The following is a 26323-nucleotide window of genomic DNA, read 5'->3' as shown; positions in this document are numbered from 1 at the left end:
TCAGCGGGTGTCCGATCCCCTGGCCCCGCCGTCCGACGTCAGGACGGCATACCGACCGGCCTCGAGCCGAGCCACGGGCACCCGCGGCGGCGAGCAGGAGAGGTAGTCGACGCCGGCCGCCAGCAAGCGGTGGATCGACTCGGGGTCACCGGCGTGCTCGCCGCACACACCGAGCCCCAGCGTCGGCCGGGCGAGTCGGCCCTCCTGCACCGACAGGCGGATGAGTCGGCCGACCCCGACGTCGTCGAGCGTCGAGAACGGGTCGGTCGTCAGCGTCCCGGACTCGCGGTAGGCGGCGAGGAAGCTCGTCTCGGCGTCGTCGCGCGACATGCCCCAGGTGGTCTGCGTCAGGTCGTTGGTGCCGAACGAGAAGAACTCGACCTCCTCCGCGAGCCGCCCGGAGGTGAGGGCTGCCCGCGGGAGCTCGATCATCACGCCGAGCGGGATGCGCAGCTCCACGCCCTCGGTGGTGGCGACGTCGTCCACCTCGGCGCGGATGCGCACGAGTGCGGCGGTGAGCTCGCGGGCGTCGGCCACCAGCGGCACCATCACCTCGGGGCGCGGGTCCCGGCCCCGGTTCCGCAGCGACACCGTGGCCTCGGCCAGCGCGCGCACCTGGGCGGTCACGAGCTCCGGCACGGCGGCGAGCAGGCGCACGCCACGCAGGCCGAGCATCGGATTCTGCTCGTGCCAGCGGCGCACCATGGCGAGACGCCGCTCCGCCTCGGTGTCCGGGGAGCCGACGGCCCTGGCTACCGCCGTGCGCACCTCGAGTTCGACCAGGTCGGGAAGGAACTCGTGCAGTGGCGGGTCGAGCAGCCGGATGACGGTCGGCAGCCCGTCCATCTCCTCGAGCACCTGCTCCAGCTCCAGCCTGGCCAGCTCCTCGATCCGCGCCAGCGCCGCAGCGCGCTCGTGGCCGGTGACGACCTGCTCCACGAGGGTGCGCCGGTCGCCGAGCAGCATGTGCTCGGTCCGGGCGAGCCCGATGCCCTGCGCGCCGTACTCCCTCGCGGCGCGGGCGTCGGTCGGCGTCTCGGCGTTGGCGCGCACCCCGGCGGTGCGGCGCAGGTCGGCGTGGGCGAGCAGCCGGCCGACGGAGCGCACGGTGGCGTCCGGGTGCGAGAGGTACGGCGCGCCGTCCTGGCCGCGGCTGGTGGACCAGCTGCGGATGGCCACGGCACATGCGCTGGGGACGACCTCGCGCGCGCCGAGGAACACCTCACCGGTCGAGCCGTCGACGGACAGCGAGTCTCCCTCGTTGAGGACTCCGCCCCCGGGAAGCGTTGCCCTGCGTGCGGACTCGTCGACCTCGAGGCCCTCGACGCCGGTGACGCAGGTCCGGCCGAGCCCTCGCGCCACGACGGCAGCATGCGACGTCAGCCCACCGCGGGCGGTGACGACGGCTGCCGAGGCCAGGAGGCCGCCGAGGTCGTCCGGGCTCGTCTCGGGGCGCACGAGCACGACGCGTTCACCGCGCCCCGCCCACTCCATCGCAGTAGCGGCGTCGAAGACGGCCCGACCGGTGGCCGCCCCGGGGCTGGCCGCCAGCCCACGCGCGACCGGCTGCTCGCCTTCGCCAGCCGCCGGCCCCTCTCCGGCGCCCGTCACGAACCCCGGGTGCAGCAGCGACGCCAGCTGGTGCCCCTCCACCCGGCACAGCGCCTCGTCGAGGTCGATGACACCCTCGTCCACGAGGTCGCACGCGATGCGGAACGCCGCCGCCGGGCTCCGCTTGCCCACCCGGGTCTGCAGGATCCACAGCCGCCCCTCCTCGACGGTGAACTCCACGTCGCACAGGTCCCGGTAGTGCCCCTCCAGGGTGGCCAGGTGGCCGAGCAGCTCGCGGTGCACCGCGGGTTCGCGGACACCGAGCTCGCCGAGGTCCATCGTCCGGCGGCTGCCGTTGACGACGTCCTCACCCTGCGCGTCGACGAGGTAGTCGCCGTAGGGCTCCGGGTCACCGGTGGCCGGGTTGCGGGTGAAGCAGACGCCGCTCCCGGAGCGCCGGCCGCGGTTGCCGAACACCATCTGCACGATGTTGACGGCGGTGCCCAGGTCCTCGGCGATCCCCTCGTGCGCCCGGTAGCGGCGCGCGCGGTCGCCGGTCCACGACGCGAACACGGCCAGCACCGCACGGTGCAGCTGGTCCCGTGGGTCCTGGGGCAGGTCCTCGCCGGCGTTGTCGCGCAGCAGCCGCCGGAAGTCGCCCGTCACCTCCTCGAGGACGCCCGCCGAGAGCTCCTGGTCGGTCGCCACCCCCGCGTCCGCCCTGGCCCGGGCCAGCCGCTCCTCGAACAGGGCGGCGTCGACCCCCAGCACCGTCCGCCCGTACATCTGCACGAGGCGCCGGTAGGAGTCCCAGGCGAAGCGCGCCCCCTGGCGGGCGGCCACGGTCGCCACGACCTCGTCGGTGAGCCCGACGTCGAGGATCGTCTCCATCATCCCCGGCATGGAGAACCTCGCCCCCGAGCGCACCGACACGAGCAGCGGGTCCACCGGGTCGCCGAGGGCCCGCCCTGCGGTCCGCTCCAGCCGGGCCAGTGCCGCAGCCAGCTCCCCGGCCAGGGCGGCAGGCTCGTGACCCTCGCGCAGGTACTCGCGGCAGGCTGCGGTCGTCACCGTGAACCCGGCAGGCACGGGCAGCCCCAGCCGGGTCATCTGCGCCAGCCCGGCACCCTTGCCCCCGAGGACCTCCGCCATCGTCCCGTCGCCGTCGGCGAAGGAGACGACCAGCGGGGTCGAGGTCGCGGTGGTCAGTGCGGTCATGGCGAGTCTCCCGTCGTCGCATCGCGGCGGCCGCAGGCACGACCGCCACCGGGAGCCGGCGATCCCTCGCGCTCCCTACCGCCGACGATCACGCGCCCCGGCAGGACGGGACAGTGCCGAAGGTCCCCGGCGGCCCCGCGGAGGGTGTGAGCCTCGCAGGGGACCTATGGCCCTGTGGGCTCCCCGGGCCCCACACCACGCTGAGGGTGCGGCATGCACATCCCCCCACCCGCCCCTACGCCCACCCGGAGGCTGCCATGGTCGACAACGAAGCTCCTCGCCGTACCGAGCCGCAGGCCGAAGGGTGTGTCGTCGTGGGTTGCGACGGTTCGTGGGAGTCGCTGGAGGCGGTGGACGTCGCCGCCCGTGAGGCCCGCTGGCGCGGGCAGGAGCTCGTCGTCGTGACGCTGGAGGAGGGTATGGGGCGCGGTGCCCACGGCCCACGCGACTGGGCCGGGTCGGCGCGCGAGGTGGCCGAGGAGGTGCGGTCGGCCGGTGCCCGCGCCCTGGAGCGGCTGCGCACCACGGACGTCCCGGCGCGCACCGTCACCGCCACCACCGCCGCCTCGCCCGCGCTCGAGCCCCTGGCGCAACGGGCGTCGGTGCTCGTGCTGGGGCGCCATGGCGCGCGGGGCGTCGGGATCTTCACGATGGGTTCGCCGAGCGAGGCGCTGGCTCGCAGGCTCGGGTGCCCGGTCATGGTGGCGGGGCCGACCGGTCCGCAGGCGGAGCCGACGGGCTCCGCGGGCGCGGGCGGGCAGCACGTGAAGCCCAACGCCGCGAAGGCTGCTGCCCTGGCGCGTCGCCACCCGGTCGTCGTCGTGGGGGTCGACTCCTCACCCTCGGCGGACGCGGTGCTCGGTGTCGCCGTCGCCCAGGCGCAGACCCGCGGCTGGCCGCTGACCGTCGTGCACTCCGTCGGGCGGGCGGAGGCCGAGCTGCACGTCGAGGCGTCCGTGATCTGGGACCGCCACGCCGACCTGCTGCTGGCGCAGCGGGACCCCGACCACTCGCTCGCACGGGTCGTGGTCGACCTCGACGACCCGGTGCCGGCGCTGCTGTCCCACAGCGGTCCTCGTGACCTGCTCGTCGTGGGCACCCGGGGGGAGGGGCGCCTGGCCGGGCTCATCGCCGGCTCGGTGGCCCGAGGCGTCCTGGACGCCATGCCCTGTGACGTCCTCGTGGTGCCCCGCCACATGACGTCCGCCACGGCCCAGCAGGGCCGGGCCGCGACCGACACCGTGGTCGAGCCCACCACCAGCGGCGCCCGCTAGGGGTCCGCCAGCTAGGGGTCCGCCCGGTAGGGGTCGGCCCGGTAGGGGTCAGAGCAGGACGCGCTCGCCGAGCCGGGGCACCACGACGGTGGCGCCGGTGCGCTCGCGCACCTGGTCGGCCAGGGCGTGGGCGGCCTCCGGTTCGCCGTGGGTGACGAACACGGTCTCGGGCTCCTCCGGCAGCCCGAGCAGCCACTCCAGCAGCTCCTCGGCGTCGGCGTGCACCGAGAACCCCTCGTCCTGCACGATCTCGGCGCGCACCCGGACGTACGACCCTGCGATCTTCACCTCCCGGGCGCCCTCGGCCAGCGCCCGCCCGCGGGTGCCGACCGCCTGGTACCCCGTCAGCACGACCGTGTTGCGCCGGTCGGGCAGCAACGCCCTCAGGTGGTGCACCACGCGCCCGCCGGAGGCCATGCCGGAGGAGGACACGATGATGCTCGGCTCGTGGGGCCGGTTGATGCGCGTCGACTCCTCCGCCGTCGGCAGCGTCCGCAGCCCCGGCAGGCTGACGAGCTCGGTCCCGAGGCCGGGGCGCAGCTCCTCGCGGTGCCGGGAGTCGCGGTACACCTCGAGGACCGCGAGGGCCATCGGGCTGTCGACGTACACGGGCACGTCGGGGATCCGGCGGCTGCGCCAGAGCTCGCTCAGGGCGTGCAGCACGAGCTCGGTGCGGTCGACGGCGAACGCGGGGATGACGACCGAGCCGCCGCGCGCGATGGTGCGCGTGATGGCCTGGGCCAGCTCGTCGTGGCCGGGGTCCGGCGGTGGGTGGCTGCGGTCGCCGTACGTCGACTCCACCACGACCGCCCGCGCCGCCGGCGGTGTCTCCCGGGGCAGCAGGACCGGGTGGGCGGGCCGGCCGAGGTCGCCCGAGAACAGCACCGTGGTGTCCGCCGTCGTGAGGTGGGCGTTGGCCGAGCCGAGGACGTGGCCGGCGCGCACCAGCACGAGGGTGCCCTGGCCGCCCAGGGGGACCGGGGCGGCGTACGCGGTCTCGTGGAAGAGCCGCACGGCCCGCTCCACGTCGCCACCGGTGTAGAGCGGCATCGGTGGGTGGTGCTTGGAGTAGCCGCTCGTGCGCGCGTACGACGCCTCCTCCTCGAGCAGGTGCGCGCTGTCACGCAGGACGATCGGCGCGAGGTCGGCCGTTCCGCTCGTGCACCGGACGGGTCCGTCGAATCCCTGTCGTACCAACGCAGGCAGGTAGCCGCAGTGGTCGAGGTGGGTGTGGGTGAGCACCACCTCGTCGATGGTGTGGGCGCCGACCGGGAAGGGCTCCCAGTTGAGGCGACGCCACTGCCGTTCGCCTTGGTAGAGGCCGCAGTCCACGAGGGTGCGCCGGCCGGAGTGCTCCACCAGGGTCCGGCTCCCGGTGACCGTGCCCGCCGCCCCGAGGAACGTCAGCACGGTGCTCATCGGTGGTTCCCGCCGTCCGCTTCCCCAGCTCCCATGGTGGGCTCCCTTCGCTGGCCCCACGGTCCCGGTCGCGACGTGGACCGGACAGGGGCCTAGGTCCCGCCGGCAGTGCGCGGGCTCAGAGGCTCGAGGGACGCACCAGGCGCGCGGCGACGTATGCGGCCAGCCCGCTGCCCGCTGCCCATGCCCAGGACGAGAGCGGGGGAAGGTGCGCACCGAGGAGCTGGGCGAGGGGTGGCACCGTCACCGCGGCGACGAGGAGCAGGCCGGCTGCTGCGAGGGCGCCCGGGAGGACCAGCCGCTGCCGCCCGAGGTGACGTGCCGTCCGGGACCGCAGGGCCAGGGCGACACAGAGCTGGCCGACACCCAGGGCGAGCAGGGCGGTGGAGGGCCCGAAGTGGTCGCCGGCCACGACGGCCCCGGCGAGCGCCGCGGAGGCCACGACCGCGGCGAGCAGCCCCAGCCGCCACCACAGGCCGTCGAGAGCGTTCTGGCGCGGCGGACGGGGGCCGCGGGTCATGGCGCCGTCCTCCAGCGCCTCGGCGCCGAGTGCGGCTCCGGCGAACGAGTGCGTCACGAGGTTGACCCACAGGATCTGCGCCGGCAGCAGGGGCAGCGGCACCCCCACCAGCGGCCCGGCCAGCATGAGCAGGATCTCCGCCGCGCCGCCGGAGATGCCGTAGAGCAGGAAGCGGCGGATGTTGGCGTAGACGCGACGCCCCTCCTCGACCGCGGCGACGACCGTGCCGAGGTTGTCGTCGGTGAGGATGACGTCGGCCGCCTCTCGCGCCACCTCGGTGCCGCGGCGGCCCATGGCCACGCCGATGTCGGCGCGGTGCAGCGCCGGGGCGTCGTTGACGCCGTCGCCCAGCATCGCCACCACGTGGCCGGCGTGCTGCCACGCGGAGATGAGCTCGAGCTTGTCGGCGGGGGTGGCCCGTGCGATGACGCGGTGGCGGCTGACCTCCGCGACGCCCGGTGCCCCTGCCGGTGTCTGTGGTTCGGGCACCTGGTGCAGCGCAACGGGTCCCGACCCGACGGGGATGTTGACCGCGCGAGCCACGGCCCACGCCGTCGCGGGGTGGTCGCCCGTGACGAGTCCGACCTCGATGCCGGCGCGCTGGCAGGCGGCCACGGCCTCGGCGGCGGCAGCGCGCGGCAGGTCCCGCAGGGCCACCAGGCCGGTCAGGTGCAGCCGGGGCACGTCAGCGGCGAGTGCGGGTAGGGCGCCGACGCGGCCGATGGCGACGGCCAGCACGCGTTCGCCGGCGGCGGCCAGGGTGCTCGCCTGCTCCAGCGCCTCGGCCACCAGCTCGGGCGGGTCGTCGAGCACGTCGGGACGGAGCATGACCTCGGGCGCCCCCTTCGAGACGACCAGCACCCCGCTCCCGGGGCCCTGCACCGAGGTGCCGGTGGCGAGCGGGTCGGTACCGGTGGCTTGCGGGTCCGGTGCGTCCGACGCCCACGGCGACTCCTGCGGTACGGCATGCCAGGTGGTCATCCGCTTCGTGCGGCTGTCGAAGGGGACCTCGGCCAGCCGCCGGTGCGCCGCCCGCAACCCCACGGTGTCGACCCCCGCGGCGCCGGCCGTGTCGAGGAGCGCCGACTCGGTGGGGTCGTGGCGCAGCCCGCCGTCGACCCCGTCACCGACGTCGTTGCACAGCACCACTGCTCGCATGAGGGACTCCGGCGAGGCGCCCTCGGGCTGCCAGGTCGACGAGACCGCCATCAACCCTTCGGTCAGGGTGCCGGTCTTGTCCGTCGCCAGCAGCGTGACCGAGCCCAGCGTCTCGACGGCCGCGAGGTTGCGCACCACCGCGTGTCGCGAGGCCATGCGTCGTGCTGCCAGGGCCATGCTCAGGGTCACCACCAGCGGCAGCGACTCGGGCACGGCCGCGACGATGAGGCTGACCCCGGTGAGGAGCATCCGCTCGACGGGCTCGCCGCGCAACAGCCCGAGTGCGAAGACCAGGGAGCACAGCACGACGGCCGCGACGGCGAGGTGGCCGGAGAGCCGGCTCATCCGCAGCTGCAACGGGGTGCGGCGCTGCTGCGTCCCCACCATCAGGGCCGCGATGCGACCGGTGGCACTGGCGGAACCCGTGGCCGTGACCCGGGCCGTGCCGCGTCCGCGGACCACCGCGGTCCCGGCGTAGAGCGTGGCGGCCTCCAGCGCCGCCGCCTCGACCGAGGGATCGACCGTGGCGTCGAGCTGCGCGTCAGGCGTCGTCCGCGGGCCGGTTGGGGGCGCAGGCGCCTTCCCGACCGGCTCCGACTCACCGGTCAGCATCGACTCGCCGACCGTGACGCCGGTGCCCGCCACGAGCACCGCGTCGGCGGGCACGAGGTCGCCCTGGCGGAGGTGGACGAGGTCGCCCGGCACGAGGTCGCGGACCGACACCGTCTGCTCGCGCCCGTCGCGGGTCACCGTCGCCGACGGCGTCACGAGCGAGGACAAGGCCCGAACCGCCCGGTCGGCGTTGACCTCCTGACGGACCGCGAGCGTGGTGTTGACGACCACCACCAGCGCGATCACGGCTGCGTCGGTGAGGTCAGTCGTGACGAGGGTGAGGACCAGGGCGGCGAGCAGCACGAGCACCAGGGGGTCGCGCAGAGAACGCAGGACCCGCACGCCGACTGACGGCGGCCGGGCTTCGGGGATGGCGTTGGGGCCGTGGACTGCCCGCAGCCGGGCCACCTCGGCGCTGTCGAGCCCGGGCATGCCCGGTGCCGCTGCCGGGTCCGCCGATGCGGCGCGGGTGGGCACGGGTCAGCCCCGCTGCCGCAGGAACCCATGGTGGGCGTCGACGCCCACCACTGCGGGTCCGGTGGAGGTGGGGGGGTGGGCCGTCCGCCCGGCGCCCAGGGCGAGGGCGGCCGGAGTGCTCATGCGCCCGGGGGGCTCGAGGGGTCGATGCCGGTCGGTGACACCAGGACCACCGTGGTGTCGGGGTGGTCGCGGCAGACGCGGGCGACGGCCCGGGCCAGCGTCCGCGCCCGGTCGGCCGACGTCGTGCCCAGGGCGATCACCACGGCGTCACAGCCGGGGTCGTCGGCGAGGGCGTCCACGGCCGCGGCGAGGCTCCGTGCTGAGCAGTGCCTGGTGAGGTCCACGTAGTCCCGGACGCTGGCGGCGGGGGAGGAGCAGTGCCGGATCCGCATCTCCGTCTGCTGGCGCAGGTCGGGTGAGCGCGCCGGCGTGCCGCGCAGCACGCTGACCGCCTCGTCGCCCAGCTGGGCCTCGTCCGTGACGACGGCAACGCGTGGCGGACGGCTCCCCGCCGGCCGTCGCTGCAGGTGGTCGCCGGCCCCGGCGAGGTCGCCGACGGCGACGGGCAGCGCCCCGGGTGCGCGGTGACGGCCCACCACGTCCGTCCGGACCCGCCAGTGGCTCCCGTCAGCGAGCCGGTACGGCACCAGCCGCCGCGTCTGGTCCGACATCACCGAGCTCCTCACGTGACGGGGCGGCCGGGTCGCTCGTCCCGAGTCCACTGTCACCCCGGCGCGGCGCCGAAGGCAGAGACCTAGGTCCCTTGGGAGCACCCCCGCGGTGTGCGAGACCACGGAAGGGCGAGCGGCCGGCTGCGACACGCTGACCCCACATGTGGTGCCGCACCCCGGCCGCGTTCCCGCATATGGTGTGCCTGCTGGTCCGGACCCCGCGCAACGGGGTCCGGGGCAAGAGGGAACCCGGTGCGAGTCCGGGACTGCCCCGCAGCGGTATGCGGAAACGACCGCCGTCACACAGCACTGCGCGCCCCGGCGTGTGGGAAGCGACGGCCAGTAGGTGCCGTGGACGCCTCGAGCGAGAGCCCGGGACGGCCTCGGAGGGTCCGTGAGTCCGAAGACCTGCCAGCGACCGCGCACGCCGTGCGCGGTGAGTCGTGGCCTCGCGGGTGGGTCACACGGCTTGGCGGTCCGACGTCCCTGCGACGTGGTCGCCCCGTCGTCCCCTCCGGCGTCCGCGGCACCGAACCGCTCGCGAGGAGAGAGCAGGATGACCCAGGCGCCCGTGGTCGAGGACTCGACCACAGAACCGACCCCACCCACCGCACGCCGCACGACGATGGCGGTGCGCAAGCGCAACGGCGACAGCGAGCCCGTCGACGTGATGAAGATCGTCCGCGCCGTCGAGCGCTGGTGCGACGACCTCGACGAGGTCGACCCGACGGTGATCGCCACCCGCACCATCAGCGGGCTCTACGACGGCGCCACCACGGCCGAGCTCGACCGGCTCTCGATCCAGACCGCCGCCGAGATGACCGCCACCGAGCCGCAGTACTCCAGGCTGGCCGCCCGGCTGCTGTCCAACTACATCGACAAGGAGGTGCGCGGCCAGCAGATCGCGTCGTTCAGCCAAGCCGTCCGGCTCGGGCACCTCGAAGGCCTCATCGGCGACGACACCGCGGCCTTCGTCGAGGCCAACGCCCGCAAGCTCGACCACGCTGTCGACGTGGCGCACGACCGGCGGTTCGAGTACTTCGGGCTGCGCACCGTCTACGACCGCTATCTGCTGCGGCACCCCGAGACGCGGAGCGTCATCGAGACGCCGCAGTACTTCCTGCTCCGTGTGGCATGCGGCCTGGCCAGCACGCCGCAGGAGGCCATCGCGTTCTACCGCCTCATGGCGTCCTTGGCCTACCTGCCGAGCTCGCCGACCCTGTTCAACTCCGGCACCCGCCACACGCAGATGTCGTCCTGCTACCTCGTGGACTCGCCGCGCGACCAGCTCGAGTCGATCTACGACCGCTACACCCAGGTTGCAAGGCTGTCGAAGTTCGCTGGGGGCATCGGCATCTCGTGGTCGCGGGTGCGCTCGCGCGGTGCCCTGATTCGGGGCACGAACGGCCACTCCAACGGCATCGTCCCGTGGCTGCGCACCCTCGACTCGTCGGTGTCGGCGGTCAACCAGGGCGGACGCCGCAAGGGTGCGGCCTGCGTCTACCTCGAGCCGTGGCACCCCGACATCGAGGAGTTCCTCGAGCTGCGCGACAACACCGGTGAGGACGCCCGGCGGACCCACAACCTCAACATCGCGAACTGGGTCCCCGACGAGTTCATGCGCCGGGTCGAGGCCGACGAGCAGTGGAGCCTCGTGGACCCCGACCAGGTGCCCGAGCTGCCAGACCTGTGGGGGCCGGCCTTCGAGAAGGCGTATGCGGCCGCGGAGCGCGACGGCCGCGTCGTGCGCACCGTCAGCGCCCGCGAGCTCTACGGGAAGATGATGCGCACGCTGGCCCAGACCGGGAACGGCTGGATGACGTTCAAGGACGCCAGCAACCGCACCTGCAACCAGACCAGCGACGAGCAGGGTCCCGGCGCGCCCGTAGTGCACCTGTCCAACCTGTGCACGGAGATCATCGAGGTCTCCTCGGACACCGAGACCGCGGTCTGCAACCTCGGCTCGGTCAACCTGGCGCAGCACCTCACCGCGCCCCGTAACGGCGTGGACTGGGAGCGGCTCCGGGAGACCGTGCGCACCGCGGTGACCTACCTCGACCGCGTCATCGACATCAACTACTACCCGAGCGAGGAGTCCGGGGCCTCCAACCCGCGGTGGCGCCCGGTCGGGCTCGGCGTCATGGGCCTTCAGGACGTCTTCTTCGCCCTGCGCCTGCCGTTTGACTCGGACGAGGCGCGGGAGCTGTCCACCCGGGTCGCCGAGGAGGTCTACCTCTCGGCCCTGGAGCGGTCGGCAGAGCTGGCCTCCGAGCACGGTCCCCACCCGGCGTACGAGCAGACCCGCGCAGCACGCGGCGACCTGCAGCCGGACCTGTGGAGTGTCACCCCGACCCAGGCCGAGCGCTGGGCGGCGCTGCGAGCAGCGGTACAGGACAATGGACTCCGCAACTCGCTGCTCGTCGCCATCGCACCGACGGCGACCATCGCGTCCATCGCCGGTGTCTACGAGTGCATCGAGCCGCAGGTGTCCAACCTGTTCAAGCGCGAGACGCTCTCCGGCGAGTTCCTCCAGGTCAACACGGCCCTCGTGCGAGAGCTCAAGGCCCGGGACCTGTGGACCCCCGAGGTGCGCGAGGCCATCAAGCGCAGCGAGGGGTCGGTGCAGGGCATCTCCGCGATCCCGGCCGACGTGCGGCACCTGTTCCGGACGGCCTGGGAGCTGCCGCAGCGGGCGCTCATCGACCTGGCCGCCGCGAGGCAGCCGTTCATCGACCAGAGCCAGTCGCTCAACCTGTTCCTGGCCGCGCCGACGATCGGCAAGCTCAGCTCGATGTACCTCTACGCGTGGAAGGCCGGCCTCAAGACGACCTACTACCTGCGGTCGCGACCGGCGACCCGCATCCAGCAGGCGACCGTCTCGGTCGCCGTCAAGCCCACCGACCAGGAGGCCGTCGCCTGCTCCCTGGAGAACCCCGAGACCTGCGAGGCCTGCGAATGAGCACCACGACCGACACCACCCACACCACCGCGGACGCGGTCGCCACGGACAGGAGGATGCTGCTCGACCCGGGGATGAACCTCACCCTGCGGCCGATGCGCTACCCGCACTTCTACGAGCGCTACCGCGATGCCATCAAGAACACCTGGACCGTCGAGGAGGTCGACCTGCACAGCGACCTCAAGGACCTGCAGCGGCTGACCGCGGCGGAGCGCCACCTCGTCAGCCGGCTCGTGGCGTTCTTCGCGACTGGTGACACCATCGTCGCCAACAACCTCGTGCTCAACCTCTACCAGCACGTGAACTCGCCCGAGGGACGCCTCTACCTCAGCCGGCAGCTGTTCGAGGAGGCGGTGCACGTGCAGTTCTACCTCACCCTCCTCGACACCTACGTGCCCGACGAGAAGGAGCGGCACGCGGCGTTCGCGGCGGTCGACAACATCCCGTCGATCAAGGCCAAGGCCGACTTCTGCTTCGAGTGGATTGACTCGGTCTTCGAGCTCGACCGGCTCGAGACCCGCGAGCACCGGAGGGCGTTCCTGCTCAACGTCATCTGCTTCGCGGCGTGCATCGAAGGGCTGTTCTTCTACGGCGCCTTCGCCTACGTCTACTTCCTGCGGTCGCGGGGGCTGCTCAACGGCCTGGCCAGCGGGACCAACTGGGTGTTCCGCGACGAGTCGATGCACATGGCGTTCGCGTTCGACGTGGTGCAGACGGTCCGCGAGGAGGAGCCCGACCTGTTCGACGACGACCTCGCCGGTCAGGTGCGGGCGATGGTGCGGGCGGCTGTCGACGCCGAGGCGCAGTTCGCCGAGGACCTGCTGGGCGGGGGAGTGGCGGGGCTCTCGACGGCCGACATGCGCACCTATCTCGAGAGCGTTGCTGACCGCAGGCTCGAGCAGCTGGGCCTCGAGCCCGAGTACGGCGCGACCAACCCGCTGGCGTTCATGGAGCTGCAGGACGTGCAGGAGCTGTCCAACTTCTTCGAGCGCCGGGTCTCCGCCTACCAGGTGGGGGTGAGCGGGGCCGTCGGGTTCGACGAGGACTTCTGACGGGGGAGGGCCGCCGAGACGTCTGCGGGCCGGGGCACCACCGACAGCGGTGGTGCCCCGGCCAGCGGGGTTACGCTCGACCGATGAAGCCGGTGCGCGTTGCCTTCGGGGCCTTCCTCGTCCTCGTCGGGGTCGTCTGGCTCCTGCAGGGCATCGGCGTCCTGGGCGGGAGCGTCATGAGCGGCGTGACCCTGTGGGCGGTCGTCGGACCGGTCGTCGCCGTGGTGGGGCTCTACCTGGCGGTCAGCGGGCTGCGCGGCGGTCGTCACCACCAGCCCTGACGGCGGGCCCACCGCAGCAGCCACAGGCTGATCGAGGTCATCACGGCCAGCACCACGGCGAGCTGGACCCAGTGGGTCTGCGCGTTGACGATGACGTTCATCCCGTAGACCGAGGCGATGGCGGTGACGGGCAGCGTGATGGCCGCGATCACCGCGAGCCGCTCCATCGCCACGGTCATCTTGGTCGTGACCCGGGTCTGGTAGAGCTCGATCACCCCGAACAGGAACCCGCTCTCGTCGTCGGCCATGCTGCGTACGCGGTCGAACTGCTCGCTGAGGTCACGGGCGTGGCGTCGGGACTCCTCGGAGGAGAAGCGCTCCAGGGAGGCGAGCCGGCCGAAGACGTCGTGCGCCTGCCCGGCCTGCGTCCGCGAGATGAGCAGCTCGTGGCGCAGCAGGAACAGCTCCTCGAGCAGCGCCTCCGGCTGGTGGAAGTCCGAACCCATGACACGCATCTCGAGGGCCGGCAGGCGTTGGGCGACCGAGCGGACGACCTCGCTCTGCCGGCGCGCGACCGCCGACCCGATGGCGTAGGACAGCTCGCCGGGGGTAGTGGGGCGCAGCCGACCCGCCAGCAGGCGCTCGCGTACCGCGTCCGTCTGCGCCGTCGCGTCGGCTGCCGACACCGCCGGGTTCCGCGGCCCGTGGACGGTCACGAGGTAGCGCGTGCCGACGAGCTGGTCGAGCTCGAGCATGTGCACGTGACCGCCCTCACCGGGCAGCGGCGTGTGCACGATGACGAACACGTGCTCCTCGTAGGCGTGCACGGTGGGGACGAAGTTGCGCTCCCGGCAGGCCCGGAGCACCAGCGGGTGCGCGTGGAGGTGCTCGGTGAGCACGTGCTCCACCTCGTCGTCGAAGTCGGGTGCATCGACCCACACGAACCCGTCGGTGCGCTCGAGCAGCGCAGGGATGTCCGAGGACGGGTGCTCCTCGAGCGCCCCGGCGGTCACCAGCCAGGCCTGCACCCCGCACCTACCCGGTGAAGCTCGTCTCCAGGGTGATGGGCACCGCCGCGAGGGCCTGGCTCACCGGGCAGCCGGCCTTGGCTGCCTGGGCGGCCTCCTCGAACTGCTCGGCGGTGATGCCGGGCACCGATCCCGTGACGGACAGGGCGATCCCGGTGATGCCGGTGCCCGGCTGGAACGTCACGTTCGCGGTGGTGTCGATGGTGGTGGGCGGCGTGCCGGCCTGCGCGAGCCCGTGGGAGAGGGCCATGGAGAAGCAGGTGGAGTGGGCCGCGGCGATGAGCTCCTCCGGACTGGTCTTGCCGTTCGCCTCCTCGGCGCGCGAGGGCCAGGAGACGGCGTAGGTGCCGATGCCCGAGGACTCGAGGGTCACCTCCCCGGAGCCGTCCATGAGGGAGCCCTCCCAGTGGGCGGAGGCGGTACGCGTCGTGGCCATGTCTTCTCCTGCGGGTCGGTGGTGCCGGGTGATCTCAGAACGCCGTGTAGCCGCCGTCGGCGACGAGCACGGAGCCGGTGACGAACGAGGAGGCGTCGCTGGCGAGGAAGACGACGGCCGGGGCCAGCTCCTCGACCGTGCCGTAGCGCTGCATGGGCGCGTCCTCGATCCAGTGCCGACGGAACGCGGGGTCGTCGACGGGGGACATGTCGGTCTTGATGTAGCCGGGGGCCAGCGCGTTCACGCGCACGCCGTACGGTGTCCACTCCGCCGCGAGGCTCCGGGTCAGGTGGTGGACCGCGGCCTTGGAGGCGTTGTAGGCCGGCTGCCACTGGGGGCGGTTGACGATGATGCCGGACATCGAGCCGATGTTGACGATGGTGCCCGCGCGCTGCTCGACGAAGTGACGTCCGAACGTCTGCGAGCAGGTCCAGACCGCGTCGAGGTTGACGTCCATGACGGCACGCCAGTCCTCGGGGGTGACGTCGAGCGCGGGTGCGTGGACGCAGGCCCCGGCGTTGTTGACCAGGACGTCGACGCGGTCGAAGCGGTCGAGCGTCGTCGCCAGCACGCGCTCCACGTCGGCGCGGGACGTGACGTCGGCTGCGACGAACTCAGCCCGGATGTCGCTGTCCCGCAACGACTTCAGCACGCCATCAGCTGCACCCTCGTCACGTCCGACGAGCATGACCGCTGCACCTGCGTCCCCGAGCGCGGCGGCGAACCCGGCACCCAGGCCGCGCGTCCCGCCGGTGACGACGGCGACCTTGCCGGTCAGGGAGAAGCGCTCCAGTGCACCCATGGAGCCAATGTATGGGGTCCGTGTGCCGGACGGGAGGTGGAGAGGTGCCGCGGTCAGCCTGCGAGCTCGCTGGAGCCGTGCCGCCGCCACTGACGGGCCACGCTCTGGCCCCACGCCCTGGCCCGCTCGAGCTCACCGTCCGACAGCGGGCCCTCACGGCCCTGCACGTGGAACGTCTCCGGTGGGCAGACCTGCCGCACACCCAGCCGGCGCAGCCGCCGGGCGACGGCGTGGGCCGCGGACCCCGGCAGCCTCGGCCGGGCGACCTTGGTGTCGAACGTCGCCAGCGCCACCTGGGTCGTCGGCGCGCTCAAGGCCTCGGTCCACTCCCGGATGCCCCGGCGACCGGAGACCACCGGCCGGGCAGCGCTGCGGGCGGCGTCCTCACGGGTGCTGGCGCGCGACATGCCGAAGGCGTGGGTCGGCCCGCCGACGACGAGCAGCTCGACGTCCGGAAGCGTGTCAGGGGCGACACCCACCTCGCAGACGATCGCGTCGACGTGGTCGCGCAGCCCCTCGGCGATGGCCTGGGCGACACGTCCGGTGTTCCCGTACATGGACTCGTAGACGACCAGTGCTGTGCCCATGCGTCCATGCTGCGCGTGGCCACGCCGGGGGACCCGGGTCGAACGTCCCCCGGCGTGGGCGGTCGCGTCAGCCGGCCAGCAGCTGCTCGAACGGCACCGGGTCGGCGAGCTCGCCGTCGAGGCGAGCCGGGGCCCGGCGGGCGGAGCCTGCCCCGCTGACGAGGTCGGCCAGCTCGCCCGCAGCGACGTCCACCCGGGCAGCGAGACCGTGGTCGAGACCACCCGAACCCCAGTCCTCCGACGCCGCGAACACCGCGGTGGGCACGGTGACGGCCTTGAGGTGGGCGAACAGCGGGCGCATCGCGTGCTCCAGCACCAGGGAGTGCCGGGCGGTGCCGGCCGTCGCCGCGAGCAGCACGGGGGTGCCCCTGAGGGCGTCCGCGTCGAGGATGTCGACGAAGCTCTTGAACAGGCCGCTGTAGGACGCCTGGTAGACCGGGGTGGCCGCGATCAGGGCGTCGGCGCCGCGCACGGCCTCGACCGCCTCGGCCAGGGCGCCGGAGGCGAACCCGGTGAGCATGGCGTTGGCGAGCTCGTGGACGTGCAGGCGCAGGTCGACGTACTCCACCACCGACTCCTCGCCGCGCTCGAGCAGGGCGTCCCCGGTGGCGGTCGCGAGGCGCTCGGCCAGCAGGCGCGTGGAGGACGGCTGCCCGACCCCGGCCTGGACGACCACGAGGCGGCGCGGCGTACGGGTGGTGCTCGTGGACGTGCTCATCGGGCGACCTCCTCGGTCTGCCGGGTGGGGGACGTGGCGGCGGCTGCGGTTGCGCCGGCCCCGACGCCTGCACTGACGCTGCGGGTCGCGGCGAGGCGGCTGGCGTGGGTGGGGGCGTCGGGGACGTGGGCGGGCTTGCGGGCGGCGGCGATCTTCCGCAGCTCGGGCACGACCTCGCCACCGAGGATGTCGAGCTGCTCGAGCACCGTCTTCAGCGGGAGCCCGGCGTGGTCGATGAGGAACAGCTGGCGCTGGTAGTCGCCGACGTGGTCGGCCATCGCGGCATACCGCTCGATGACCTGCTGCGGCGACCCCACGGTGAGCGGCGTCTCCCGGCTGAAGTCCTCCAGCGACGGCCCGTGCCCGTAGACGGGGGCGTTGTCGAAGTAGGGCCGGAACTCGCGGACTGCGTCCTGGCTGTTGGCCCGCATGAACACCTGGCCGCCGAGGCCGACGATGGCCTGGTCGGCGGAGCCGTGGCCGTAGTGCTCGAACCGGCGACGGTACAGCGCCACCATCTGCTTGGTGTGGCTCATCGGCCAGAAGATGTTGTTGTGGAAGAAGCCGTCGCCGTAGTAGGCGGCCTGCTCGGCGATCTCGGGGCTGCGGATCGACCCGTGCCAGACGAAGGGCGCGACACCGTCGAGCGGGCGCGGTGTCGAGGTGAACCCCTGCAGCGGCGTGCGGTGCTTCCCGGACCAGGTGACGTTCTCCTCGGTCCACAGGCGGCGCAGCAGCGCGTAGTTCTCCACGGCCAGCCCGATGCCGTCGCGGATGTCCTTGCCGAACCACGGGTAGACCGGGCCGGTGTTGCCGCGACCCATCATCAGGTCGACGCGGCCGTCGGCGAGGTGCTGGAGGTAGGCGTAGTCCTCCGCGAGGCGCACCGGGTCGTTGGTGGTGATGAGGGTGGTGGACGTCGAGAGGATGATGCGCTCGGTCTGGGCCGCGACCGAGGCCAGCAGCACGGGCGGGTTGGCCGGGGCGGCGAACGGCGGGTTGTGGTGCTCGCCGGTGGCGAAGACGTCGAGCCCGACCTCCTCGGCCTTCTTCGCGATGGCGACCGTGGCCTTGATGCGCTCGTGCTCGGTGGGGGTGGTGCCGGTGGTCGGGTCGGTGGTGACGTCCCCGACGGTGAAGATCCCGAACTGCATCTGTCCTCGCGCTCCTTGATTGGTAGTTGCGAATTCAACTACATCAACCCGGCGGCTGTCACGTTCATTCCACCGCCGGCGAGGCGCTCAGTCAGGCGCTCAGCTGGGTGACGACTCCAGCCCGGTGCAGGCGTTCGCCTGATTCCACAGCCCCATGAGCCGGGCGGTGTCCGCGGTCCCCGGCCGGCGGGGTATGCCGTCAGCGCCGATGAGCATCGGCGTCCAGCCGGCCTTGCGCACCAGGCTGTGCCCGTCGTCCGCGCGGGCCTTGGCGCGCCGTACGTCGAGGGAGAGGGTGAGGACACCCGAGCGGGAGTCGGGCTCGTGGCTGCGCCACCAGACGAAGTTGCCCAGGCCGTACGCGACGTACGAGCGCCCGAGCCACCCGGCACCGTTCACGCGGTGGGAGTGCCCGCCGACGATCACGTCGGCGCCGGCCTCGGCGAGGGCCTGGGCCGTCTCCGCCGAGAGGTTGTCCGGGCACTTCTGGTAGTCCAGGCCCCAGTGGAGGACGACGACGACGACGTCGTACTTGCGGTGGGCGGCGGCGACGGCCTGGCGCAGGCGGGTGACCGGCGCGGCGCTGGCGATGCCGCCCTTGCCCGGCCCGGCGGAGTACCGCGCCAGCGTCATCTCGAACACCTCGGAGGCGCCGAACACCGCCACCTTCAGGCCCTTTGCCGACAGGACGGCCGGCGCATAGGCCTCTGCCTCGTCGGCCCCGATCCCGACGACGGGGATCGGGCTGCTCTTCTTGGCGGCCAGGGTGTCCTGCAGCCCGACCGGGCCGTAGTCGACCCCGTGGTTGTTGGCCATGCTCACGGCGTCGACGCCGGCGTTCTGGACGGTCACCAGGGCCGAGGCGGGTGCGCGGAAGTGGAACTCCTTGCCGATCTTGGTGCCCCGCTCGGTGATCGCGGTCTCGAGGTTGACGACGGACAGGTCGGCAGCGCCCAGCGTGGACCGCAGCTCGGCCAGTCCCTGGGGGTCCCGCGCGAGTGGCGCGAGGTAGTCCTCGAAGTGCACGTCACCGGCGAACGCCATGGTGAGCACGTCGGGGTCGGAGGGCAGGGTCGTCGTGGCGCTCGGGGAGGCCGGAGCGGTGGCGGAGCCGGTGGACGAGCCACCCGCGGTGGTCGCCGAGGAGGAGGGGGACGCGCTCGCCGAGCTGCCGGAGGTCGTCCGCGAGCCGGTCGACGTCGAAGCAGCGGGGGCCGCGGCGCTGCCGGAGCAGGCGGCGGTGAGGGCGACCACGAGGCCGGCCGCGGCGAGGGGGGCGAGAGCGCGCATGAGGGGGGAGTGTAGGTCGCCCTAGGATCGCCGTCGTGGAGGCGGCCGCATCGGGACACGTCCGGTTCGGGTCCCTCGTGGCGACCGAGCCCGTCGAGGTGCGCCACGACCTCGGCGGGGTGACGTCGGGGTTCTGGGCGGTCGTCGCCGAGTTCGAGGGCCACTTCACGGCCGTGCGCCTCGACCACGTGGTCCGCGACGCCCCGCCGCCGCGACCGGTCGCCTGGGCGCCGCTGGAGGGGGAGTGGGCGACGAGCCTGGACCACGCGGCGTACGTCGAGGGCGTGCAGGAGGTGCGCCGCCGCATCGCCGACGGCACCGTCTACCAGGTCAACCTCTGCCGCGTGCTCTCGCACGAGCTGCCCGAGGAGGCCGACCTCGACGGGCTCGCGTCGCTGCTCGCCCGGGGCAACCCGGCCCCGCACGCCGGCCGGGTGCACCTGCCCTCCGCGGGGCTCGACGTCGTGTGCGCCAGCCCGGAGGCGTTCCTGCTGCGCGACGGCGACCGGCTGGAGTCGCGGCCCATCAAGGGCACCGCGACGTCGATGCCGGCCATGCTGCCCAAGGACTACGCCGAGAACGTCATGATCGTCGACCTGGTCCGCAACGACCTCTCCCACGTGTGCCGACCCGGGACGGTGCAGGTCGACCACCTCTGTGCCCCCGAGCAGCACCCCGGGATGGTGCACCTCGTCTCCTCGGTCGCGGGCCGCCTTCGCCCGGAGGCGGGGTGGGACGAGGTGCTGGCGGCGACGTTCCCGCCCGGGTCGGTCTCCGGGGCGCCGAAGCACACGGCCCTGCAGGCCATCGGCGACCTCGAGCCGCTCGCGCGCGGGCCATACTGCGGCGCCGTCGGGTGGGTCGACCTCGACCGCGGCACCGCCGAGCTGGCCGTCGGCATCCGCACGTTCTGGGCCGACCGCGGTGGCGACGGTCGGCGGTGGCTGCGCTTCGGCACGGGCGCCGGCATCACCTGGGGGTCGGACCCCGAGGGTGAGTGGGAGGAGACACGGGTCAAGGCCGCGCGGCTCGTGGGGCTCGCATCTGGGAAGGTTGACCCATGACGGATGTCAGGGTCTGGGTCAACGGCCGGCTGACCGGGGTGGACGAGCCGTCCATCGCGGCGCTCGACCACGGGGTCACCGTCGGTGACGGCGCGTTCGAGACGGCCAAGGTCGACCGGGGGCAGGTCTTCGCGGCCACCCGGCACGCGCGGCGGCTCGACCGCACGCTCGCGGGGCTGGGCCTGCCGCCCGCCGACCACGAATTCATCGCCGAGGGCACCAAGGCGGTGCTCGAGGCCGGTGCGCCGATCGAGTTCGGGCGCCTGCGCTACTCCGTCACCGGCGGGGCCGGCCCGCTCGGATCGGACCGCGACGACAGCCCGCTGACCTACATCGTCACCGCCGGCCCGCAGCCGCGACCACCGGCCAGCGCCAAGGTCGCCGTCACGCCGTGGACGCGCAACGAGCGGTCCGCGGTCGCGGGACTGAAGACCACGTCGTACGCCGAGAACGTCGTCGCGCTCGCGTACGCCAAGGAGCGCGGCGCGATCGAGGCGGTCTTCGCCAACACCCGCGGCGAGCTGTGCGAGTGCACGGGTTCCAACATCTTCGTCGTCGTCGACGGGATCATCCGCACGCCGCCGCTGGGCTCCGGCTGCCTGGCGGGCATCACCCGCGAGGTGACCATCGAGTGGTGCCGTGAGGAGGGGATGGAGGTCCGCGAGGAGGCGCTGCCGCTCGACGTGCTCCAGCACGCCGACGAGGTCTTCATCACCAGCAGCACCAAGGACGTCCTGCCGATCCACGCCGTCGACGACCGCGACCTCGAGGTCGGCCCCGTCACGCGGCGCGCCGCCGAGGTGTTCGCCCGCCTCTGCGCGGAGAGGCTCGACCCGTGACCGACCAGCGCGGCTCGGTCACGACCGACGGTGGGGGCGCCGACGGTGACGACCGCCGGCCGCGCCAGCAGCGGGAGGACAAGGACTGGGAGTGGCGGCGCCGCATCCGCTCCAACCCGCACAGCCACCGCATCTACAAGTGGGTCGTCGGCATCGTGGGCGGCCTCGTCACCATCGCCGGGCTCGTCGCCGTCCCGGCACCGGGGCCGGGGTGGCTCATCGTCTTCCTCGGCATCGGGATCCTGGCGTCGGAGTTCGAGCGCGCCCAGCGGCTGCTCGACTGGGGCCGGGCCAGGCTCGACGACTGGAACGACTGGCTGCGGCCCAAGGCCTTGTGGTTCAAGGGACTGGTCGGCCTGGCCACGGCGGTGCTCGTCGCGCTCGTGTTCTACGGGCTGTTCCTGCTGTCCGGGGTGCCGACGTTCTTCCCGGACGTCGTCGAGGACCGGCTGACGAGGCTGCCCGGGCTCTGACGCGCGGAGGTCGGCACCCGATTTCGCCCCGGGCACCGGGTCCGGCTATTCTTCGGCAGACCCGCAAGGGCACCTGGACGTGTAGCTCAGTTGGTTAGAGCGTTCGCTTCACACGCGAGAGGCCATGGGTTCGAGTCCCTTCACGTCCACAACCACGATATGGCCTCTGACCTGCGGCGACGCAGAGCAGGGGCCGTCGTCATATCTGCTCCGTGCCGCCCACGTGTCGTAAGGCGCTCGGACGAGCCGCCGTGCGAATCCATCGAGAATTTGACCTTGTCGCGTGATGCGCCGAATCGACTGGAGGAGACCTCGTCGGGCCACGGGTCTTCTGCCGAGGCCGGTTCGAGGACATCGGCGAGCGATACGGCCTGGCCGAAGGTCAGCGGCACGGTCCTTCCCACACTCTCGACGACCGGGCCGATACCGCTGCGAACGGCCCTTGACGACGAGGCCTTCGACGCCGGCGAGTCGGTAGTCCATGGACCACCGCTGCGCAGTGGCGACATCGTTGGTTGTCGGGGTGAGCTGCAGTGGCGGCGTCCATCCCTGGGCGAGGCTCTCGAGCAGTTCGCGGGGTTGGGCCAACGTTGGTGAGCGAACGTCTTCGCCGTCGAGGGCGAGCAGGTCGAAGACCATATACGAGGCCGGGTTCTGCGCAGCCAGGGCTCGTGCCTTCTTGCCTGGGTTGACCAACAGTCGTGGAAGTAGGTCGAAGTCGCCTGCTGCCGTTCCATATGACTATCTCGCCATCCAGGACAGTGCTAGGGGAGACCTAAGTACTAGCCGCCGCCACGACGTCAAGGAAGCGGTCTGTCATGTCCTTCTCGTGGCGCGACCACAACCGCGGTCCTTCGTCACGAACGACCATGACGCCCCGGAAGCCGTTCCACTTCGGCTAGTACCAAGAGCCGCCCGGCATCGAATGCACGCCGGGTATGGCTTCTTCCATCCTCGCGAGCGCTAACACCACCGGTCCCCGCAGTTCGACTGGCAGATTGTTCATGCCTTTATCATCACGCGATAGCTGGGGGAGTTGTTGTCTGCCCGAGGTGACGAAGGCGAGTTGTGCCCGCGTTCGCTCATCTTCCGGAACTTGGTGATGTGCTCAAGGTTTCCTCGCTGTCGTTGAGAAGTACGTGGGATACGTCGCAATCCCGAACGGGTATCCAGGCTTGCAAGCCAGTGCACTTCAGGGTCAGAAGGCGTGTCACTGTGCCACTTCTACCGTCCTGGTAGTGCACCGTCCAACGCGTCAGGAACTTATTGGTCTGCATCCCCTGTAATTCCACGCCGTCTACCTTGTGAACAGTTGTCCAGTACGCGTGGAATTTTGAGGGATCGCCTTTCGATGACTCTCTATAAGCCGGGGTTGCGTACTGGTTCAGCGTCTTGTCGGGATCCAGAGGGGCATTCTTGAACCAAACGTTCCTGAGGAACCCGTCGGCACGCTGGTGAGTTACCACTCCTGGTCGAAGGGAACCGCCGAACTGATCTATCACTGGAATAGCATTTGTGACGAAGAATGTCACGGCGCTGGAGAGCGCAGCTACCACTGTCGAGCGAGCCGGCCGCCGCGCTCGTTCTGTCGACTCAGTGTGAAATTCAGGCGGGTTAGGCATCGAGTCGTCCTCCATCCTGCGCCTATTTGACCCCACCAGTGTGTTGCCTCAAGGACGCGGCGGGACACCCGGATTTGGCGTACGCAACTTGGTGGACCGCGTCAGCCGTAACGCAGTTCAGGGACTTCGGGGGTACCGGTTACGGTCGCCGCCCCCCTGACGTTGGGCATCAGCAGGGCGGCGACGTCTATGGTCAGCGTGGGACAGCCCCGGGGCGACGTATGGGACGGCTTACGTCTTCACTTCGTCATGGCTGAGTTCGACAGTGGCGGGTAATCCGAACATGTCCCTCACTGCTGAATTTGCGTCCGAGGAACATCCTGCGAGGTCCGTTGACGTCGAAATGTTCGAACTATTCGTGCACCCGACGCCCGTCTCCAGCGGTTCGTTGGAATCGGGCTTTTTGCCACTCCCCCCAGGAGGTTCGAGGGGGCATCGGTGCTCACGGGATCAGGGGAAGGGGGACGAGCAGCGCGGGCCAGGAGTCACCCTTGGTGAGCTGGGCTTCGACGCTGTAGCGGGTGGGTCGGCCGGATCGCAGGCTGGCGTCGGGGTCCACCGGGGAGGGGCTTTCGTCGTCTTGGTCCCGGGTCGCGAAAATCATCGACCCCCGGTGCCGACGGGAGTAGCGTGGCCGGAAGACGGTGGCACCGTGCGCTGGTCGCTTACCGACCGGCCCTGGCGGAGGGAGCTGTCACGTCGCAGCAGGGCGAGCAGGTCACGAGCCACGCGGGGGCCCACGCGGCTGACCGTCCGCTGCGTCCCGCCAGGCCGAGCCACGACGGCTACCGGCACGAGGCGTTCCTCTGGTCGGGCGACGAGCAGTTCGTCGCCGGCACCGAGTGGTTCGTCCGCGAGGGCCTCGACGCAGGGCAGGCCGTCATGGTGGCGGTGACCCGGCCGCAGACCGAGCTCCTGCGCGAGGCCCTGGGGCCGGACGCCCGGAGCGTCGAGTTCGTCGACATGGAGGAGCTCGGCGCCAATCCCGCACGCATCATCCCGGCCTGGCAGGCGTTCACCGACGAGCACGCCGCGGCGGGCCGTCCGGTCCGGGGGATCGGCGAGCCCATCTGGGCGGGCCGGCGGGCGGTGGAGCTCGCGGAGTGCCAGCTGCACGAGGCCCTGCTCAACATGGCGGTCCACCCCGACACCCCGCTGTGGCTGCTCTGCCCGTACGACGTGGAGAGCCTGCCTGCGTCGGTGGTGGAGGAGGCGCACCGGTCCCACCCCGTGGTCCTGGACGTCGAGGCGCACCACGGCAGCACGGCGTACGGCGGCGCCCACCACGTGGGCACGATGTTCGAGGCGGACCTGCCGTGGGTCGACGTGGTGGTGGCGCACCGGTCCTTCGGTGACGGCGACTACGCCGCGGTCCGTCGTGACGTGGCCGCCCACGCCTCGTCGGCGGGGGTGGGCGCCGACCGCTGCGACGACCTCGTCCTCGCGGTGCACGAGGTGGCGGTCAACAGCGTGAGGTACGGCAGCGGGGTGGGGGAGCTGCGCATCTGGCACCAGGACGAGGCCCTGGTCTGCGAGGTGCGGGGGCGCGGGCAGATCTCCGACCCGATGACCGGCCGCCGCCGCCCCTCCCAGGAGGTGTCGCGGGGGCGGGGGCTCTGGATGGCCAACCAGCTGTGCGACCTCGTGCAGGTCAGGTCGGGCTCGACCGGGACCACCGTGCGGATCCACACGTGGCTGGGCCGGCCGTAGCAGACGGGCCCACCGGCCGACGCGGCGCGGGCCGCCGAACCCGCCGGGAGGCGCAGGCATAGCATCCGAAGGGTGAGTGACTCCCTGCGTGCGACGACGATCCGGCTCACGGGCGACGGTGGTGACGAGGTGGAGGCCTACCTCGCGCGCCCCGACGGTCACGGCCCCCGCGGTGGTGTCGTCGTCATCCACCACATGCCCGGCTACGACCGCGCCACCAAGGAGATCGTGCGCCGCTTCGCCGAGATGGGGTACGACGCGATCTGCCCCAACCTGTACTGGCGGGAGGCGCCCGGTGCGGCACCCGACGACGCGGCAGCCACGGTGCGCGCCGCTGGCGGTGTGCCCGACGCGCGGCTCGTGGGGGACGTCTCAGGCGCGGCCGCGTACCTGCGCTCGCTCCCGAGCAGCAACGGGCGCGTCGGCGTCATCGGCTACTGCTCCGGCGGCCGCCAGAGCGTGCTGGCCGCCTGCCGTACGGACCTCGACGCCGCGGTCGACTGCTACGGCGCGTTCGTGACCGGACAGCCGCCGGAGGGTTTCCCGTTGCGCGTGACCAACCTCGTCGACGAGCTGCCCGACCTGGCGGCGCCGCTGCTCGGGCTCTTCGGGGTGGAGGACAAGACCCCGAGCCCTGAGCACGTGGCCGAGCTGGAGGAGATCCTGACCCGGCTGGGCAAGCCGCACGAGCTGCACTCCTACGACGGCGCAGGCCACGCCTTCTTCGCCACCGACCGCCCGTCCTACCGCGTCGCGGCGGCGAACGACGGCTGGGAGCGCATCGGCGACTTCTTCGCGACCCACCTGTCCGTGCCGTCCCCGGAGGCCTGAGATGTGCACCTACGCCACCGTCACCGAGAGCGTGGACGCGAGCGCCAAGGGCCCGGGGGGCCAGTGGTTCCACGTCACCGACGCCACGGTCTACTACGACCACCCGGTCCACGTCATGGCCGAGCACAGCCTCAACATCGACCTGTCCGACCCCTCGCGCGGACCGGGCGCGCGCCTCGCCGTCGAGCTGACGCGCGAGTCGGCCGAGCGGCTCGTCGCTGCGATCCGCACGGCCCTCGACTCCGCGCCGGCAGGGGTGTGAGCGTGGCCGAGCTGCTGGAGATCCACACCTACCCGGTCAAGGGCGAGCCCGGCCACGACCACGCCGAGTCGCTCGTCGAGTTCGACGGACTCGAGGGCGACCGGCGCAAGAAGGCGCCGGTCCATGTCGTCGCGGCTGGGGAGACCCGTCCCGACACGCGCGCCAACCTCGTCGTGTCGCTGCCCGCGGCCGACCTGGTCGCGGCCATCGGGTCGCGCCTGCACGTGGGGGACGTCGAGCTCGCGGTGACGGGTACGGCGCGCGACTGCCCCGGTGTCTACGCGGACGTCGCGACCGGTGGCCGGGTGCGTGTCGGTGACCCGGTGACCACGAGGCGGGAACCCGCGTGACGACCCCGACGACGGCGGCATA

The 26323-nt window shown here is 72.3% G+C and carries 23 protein-coding genes, 1 tRNA gene and 1 riboswitch; of the genes, 12 read left to right on the top strand and 12 right to left on the bottom strand.

Annotated features, from left to right (window positions below; translation table 11 throughout):
* A complete protein-coding gene (gene ppdK, locus AB4Z02_RS04535) occupies positions 1 to 2769 on the bottom strand; it encodes a pyruvate, phosphate dikinase (protein ID WP_441969627.1) in 2769 nt (922 codons plus the stop codon).
* Between the two features lie 257 nt (positions 2770 to 3026).
* On the opposite strand from ppdK, the gene AB4Z02_RS04530 reads away from it, so the two are divergent.
* Entirely contained in the window at positions 3027 to 4043 is a 1017-nt protein-coding gene (locus AB4Z02_RS04530; protein ID WP_082590963.1) for a universal stress protein, read from the top strand.
* A gap of 48 nt (positions 4044 to 4091) precedes the next feature.
* Here the strand turns inward: AB4Z02_RS04530 and AB4Z02_RS04525 are convergent, their stop codons facing one another.
* The 3 genes from AB4Z02_RS04525 to AB4Z02_RS04515 form a co-directional block, all read right to left on the bottom strand.
* The gene (locus AB4Z02_RS04525) at positions 4092 to 5462 is read right to left on the bottom strand and encodes an MBL fold metallo-hydrolase RNA specificity domain-containing protein (RefSeq protein ID WP_056885019.1); all 1371 of its coding nucleotides are present in this window, start codon (positions 5460 to 5462) and stop codon (positions 4092 to 4094) included.
* A gap of 118 nt (positions 5463 to 5580) precedes the next feature.
* On the bottom strand, positions 5581 to 8229 hold the full coding sequence (locus AB4Z02_RS04520; protein ID WP_441969624.1) for a cation-translocating P-type ATPase: 2649 nt from the start codon (positions 8227 to 8229) through the stop codon (positions 5581 to 5583).
* 119 nt (positions 8230 to 8348) lie between these two features.
* Positions 8349 to 8903: a hypothetical protein gene (locus AB4Z02_RS04515; RefSeq protein WP_056885021.1), complete on the bottom strand. Its 555-nt coding sequence runs from the start codon at positions 8901 to 8903 to the stop codon at positions 8349 to 8351.
* A gap of 190 nt (positions 8904 to 9093) precedes the next feature.
* Positions 9094 to 9333: riboswitch (cobalamin riboswitch) on the top strand.
* A 126-nt stretch (positions 9334 to 9459) separates the two neighbouring features.
* Between AB4Z02_RS04515 and AB4Z02_RS04510 the strand changes: the two genes are divergently transcribed.
* The 3 genes from AB4Z02_RS04510 to AB4Z02_RS04500 all read left to right on the top strand — a co-directional run bounded on the left by AB4Z02_RS04510 (position 9460) and on the right by AB4Z02_RS04500 (position 13195).
* Positions 9460 to 11862, top strand: a complete 2403-nt coding sequence (locus tag AB4Z02_RS04510) for a ribonucleoside-diphosphate reductase subunit alpha (protein ID WP_056885022.1) — start codon at positions 9460 to 9462, stop codon at positions 11860 to 11862.
* Positions 11859 to 12914, top strand: coding sequence for a ribonucleotide-diphosphate reductase subunit beta (locus AB4Z02_RS04505; RefSeq protein ID WP_056885023.1), 1056 nt, complete (start codon positions 11859 to 11861; stop codon positions 12912 to 12914). The genes AB4Z02_RS04510 and AB4Z02_RS04505 overlap by 4 nt, the downstream gene beginning before the upstream one ends.
* An 83-nt stretch (positions 12915 to 12997) precedes the next feature.
* Complete coding sequence (locus tag AB4Z02_RS04500; protein WP_056885024.1) at positions 12998 to 13195, top strand: hypothetical protein; 198 nt, start codon at positions 12998 to 13000, stop codon at positions 13193 to 13195.
* Here the strand turns inward: AB4Z02_RS04500 and AB4Z02_RS04495 are convergent.
* The 7 genes from AB4Z02_RS04495 to AB4Z02_RS04465 all read right to left on the bottom strand — a co-directional run bounded on the left by AB4Z02_RS04495 (position 13180) and on the right by AB4Z02_RS04465 (position 19150).
* On the bottom strand, positions 13180 to 14163 hold the full coding sequence (locus tag AB4Z02_RS04495; protein WP_056885025.1) for a CorA family divalent cation transporter: 984 nt from the start codon (positions 14161 to 14163) through the stop codon (positions 13180 to 13182). The genes AB4Z02_RS04500 and AB4Z02_RS04495 overlap by 16 nt on opposite strands.
* Before the next feature lie 7 nt (positions 14164 to 14170).
* Positions 14171 to 14599 (bottom strand): OsmC family protein, encoded by a 429-nt coding sequence (locus AB4Z02_RS04490; protein ID WP_056885026.1) that lies wholly within the window; start codon positions 14597 to 14599, stop codon positions 14171 to 14173.
* A 34-nt stretch (positions 14600 to 14633) separates the two neighbouring features.
* A complete protein-coding gene (locus tag AB4Z02_RS04485) occupies positions 14634 to 15401 on the bottom strand; it encodes an SDR family NAD(P)-dependent oxidoreductase (protein WP_441969619.1) in 768 nt (255 codons plus the stop codon).
* Between the two features lie 53 nt (positions 15402 to 15454).
* Positions 15455 to 15988, bottom strand: a complete 534-nt coding sequence (locus tag AB4Z02_RS04480; protein ID WP_056885028.1) for a flavodoxin family protein — start codon at positions 15986 to 15988, stop codon at positions 15455 to 15457.
* 67 nt (positions 15989 to 16055) lie between these two features.
* On the bottom strand, positions 16056 to 16706 hold the full coding sequence (locus AB4Z02_RS04475) for an FMN reductase (RefSeq protein ID WP_056885029.1): 651 nt from the start codon (positions 16704 to 16706) through the stop codon (positions 16056 to 16058).
* Positions 16703 to 17860, bottom strand: a complete 1158-nt coding sequence (locus AB4Z02_RS04470; protein WP_441969617.1) for a CE1758 family FMN-dependent luciferase-like monooxygenase — start codon at positions 17858 to 17860, stop codon at positions 16703 to 16705. Before AB4Z02_RS04470 ends, AB4Z02_RS04475 begins: the two co-directional genes overlap by 4 nt.
* Positions 17861 to 17959: 99 nt before the next feature.
* Positions 17960 to 19150 (bottom strand): CapA family protein, encoded by a 1191-nt coding sequence (locus AB4Z02_RS04465; RefSeq protein WP_082590964.1) that lies wholly within the window; start codon positions 19148 to 19150, stop codon positions 17960 to 17962.
* A 35-nt stretch (positions 19151 to 19185) separates the two neighbouring features.
* Here AB4Z02_RS04465 and AB4Z02_RS04460 point away from each other — a divergent pair, with 35 nt between their 5' ends.
* The 4 genes from AB4Z02_RS04460 to AB4Z02_RS04445 all read left to right on the top strand — a co-directional run bounded on the left by AB4Z02_RS04460 (position 19186) and on the right by AB4Z02_RS04445 (position 21675).
* The gene (locus AB4Z02_RS04460) at positions 19186 to 20214 is read left to right on the top strand and encodes a chorismate-binding protein (protein ID WP_441969614.1); all 1029 of its coding nucleotides are present in this window, start codon (positions 19186 to 19188) and stop codon (positions 20212 to 20214) included.
* The gene (locus tag AB4Z02_RS04455) at positions 20211 to 21053 is read left to right on the top strand and encodes an aminotransferase class IV (protein WP_056885034.1); all 843 of its coding nucleotides are present in this window, start codon (positions 20211 to 20213) and stop codon (positions 21051 to 21053) included. The genes AB4Z02_RS04460 and AB4Z02_RS04455 overlap by 4 nt, the downstream gene beginning before the upstream one ends.
* Complete coding sequence (locus AB4Z02_RS04450) at positions 21050 to 21526, top strand: TIGR02611 family protein (protein WP_056885035.1); 477 nt, start codon at positions 21050 to 21052, stop codon at positions 21524 to 21526. The genes AB4Z02_RS04455 and AB4Z02_RS04450 overlap by 4 nt, the downstream gene beginning before the upstream one ends.
* Before the next feature lie 75 nt (positions 21527 to 21601).
* Positions 21602 to 21675, top strand: a tRNA-Val gene (locus AB4Z02_RS04445).
* Here the strand turns inward: AB4Z02_RS04445 and AB4Z02_RS04440 are convergent.
* Positions 21635 to 22222 (bottom strand): ATP-dependent DNA ligase, encoded by a 588-nt coding sequence (locus AB4Z02_RS04440; protein WP_441969736.1) that lies wholly within the window; start codon positions 22220 to 22222, stop codon positions 21635 to 21637. The genes AB4Z02_RS04445 and AB4Z02_RS04440 overlap by 41 nt on opposite strands.
* A 1556-nt stretch (positions 22223 to 23778) precedes the next feature.
* On the opposite strand from AB4Z02_RS04440, the gene AB4Z02_RS04435 reads away from it, so the two are divergent.
* The 4 genes from AB4Z02_RS04435 to AB4Z02_RS04420 all read left to right on the top strand — a co-directional run bounded on the left by AB4Z02_RS04435 (position 23779) and on the right by AB4Z02_RS04420 (position 26301).
* Positions 23779 to 24858 (top strand): anti-sigma factor RsbA family regulatory protein, encoded by a 1080-nt coding sequence (locus tag AB4Z02_RS04435; protein ID WP_441969612.1) that lies wholly within the window; start codon positions 23779 to 23781, stop codon positions 24856 to 24858.
* Positions 24859 to 24930: 72 nt separating this feature from the next.
* Complete coding sequence (locus AB4Z02_RS04430; protein WP_441969610.1) at positions 24931 to 25689, top strand: dienelactone hydrolase family protein; 759 nt, start codon at positions 24931 to 24933, stop codon at positions 25687 to 25689.
* Position 25690: 1 nt separating this feature from the next.
* Positions 25691 to 25951: a DUF6295 family protein gene (locus tag AB4Z02_RS04425; protein ID WP_441969608.1), complete on the top strand. Its 261-nt coding sequence runs from the start codon at positions 25691 to 25693 to the stop codon at positions 25949 to 25951.
* A gap of 2 nt (positions 25952 to 25953) precedes the next feature.
* The gene (locus AB4Z02_RS04420) at positions 25954 to 26301 is read left to right on the top strand and encodes a hypothetical protein (RefSeq protein WP_441969606.1); all 348 of its coding nucleotides are present in this window, start codon (positions 25954 to 25956) and stop codon (positions 26299 to 26301) included.
* Positions 26302 to 26323 lie beyond the last annotated feature (22 nt).

Source organism: Pedococcus sp. 2YAF34, assembly GCF_052114585.1.
Classification (GTDB): Bacteria; Actinomycetota; Actinomycetes; order Actinomycetales; family Dermatophilaceae; genus Pedococcus.
Note: the sequence above shows the minus strand (reverse complement) of the source record. Positions and strands in the feature narration are given on the sequence as shown.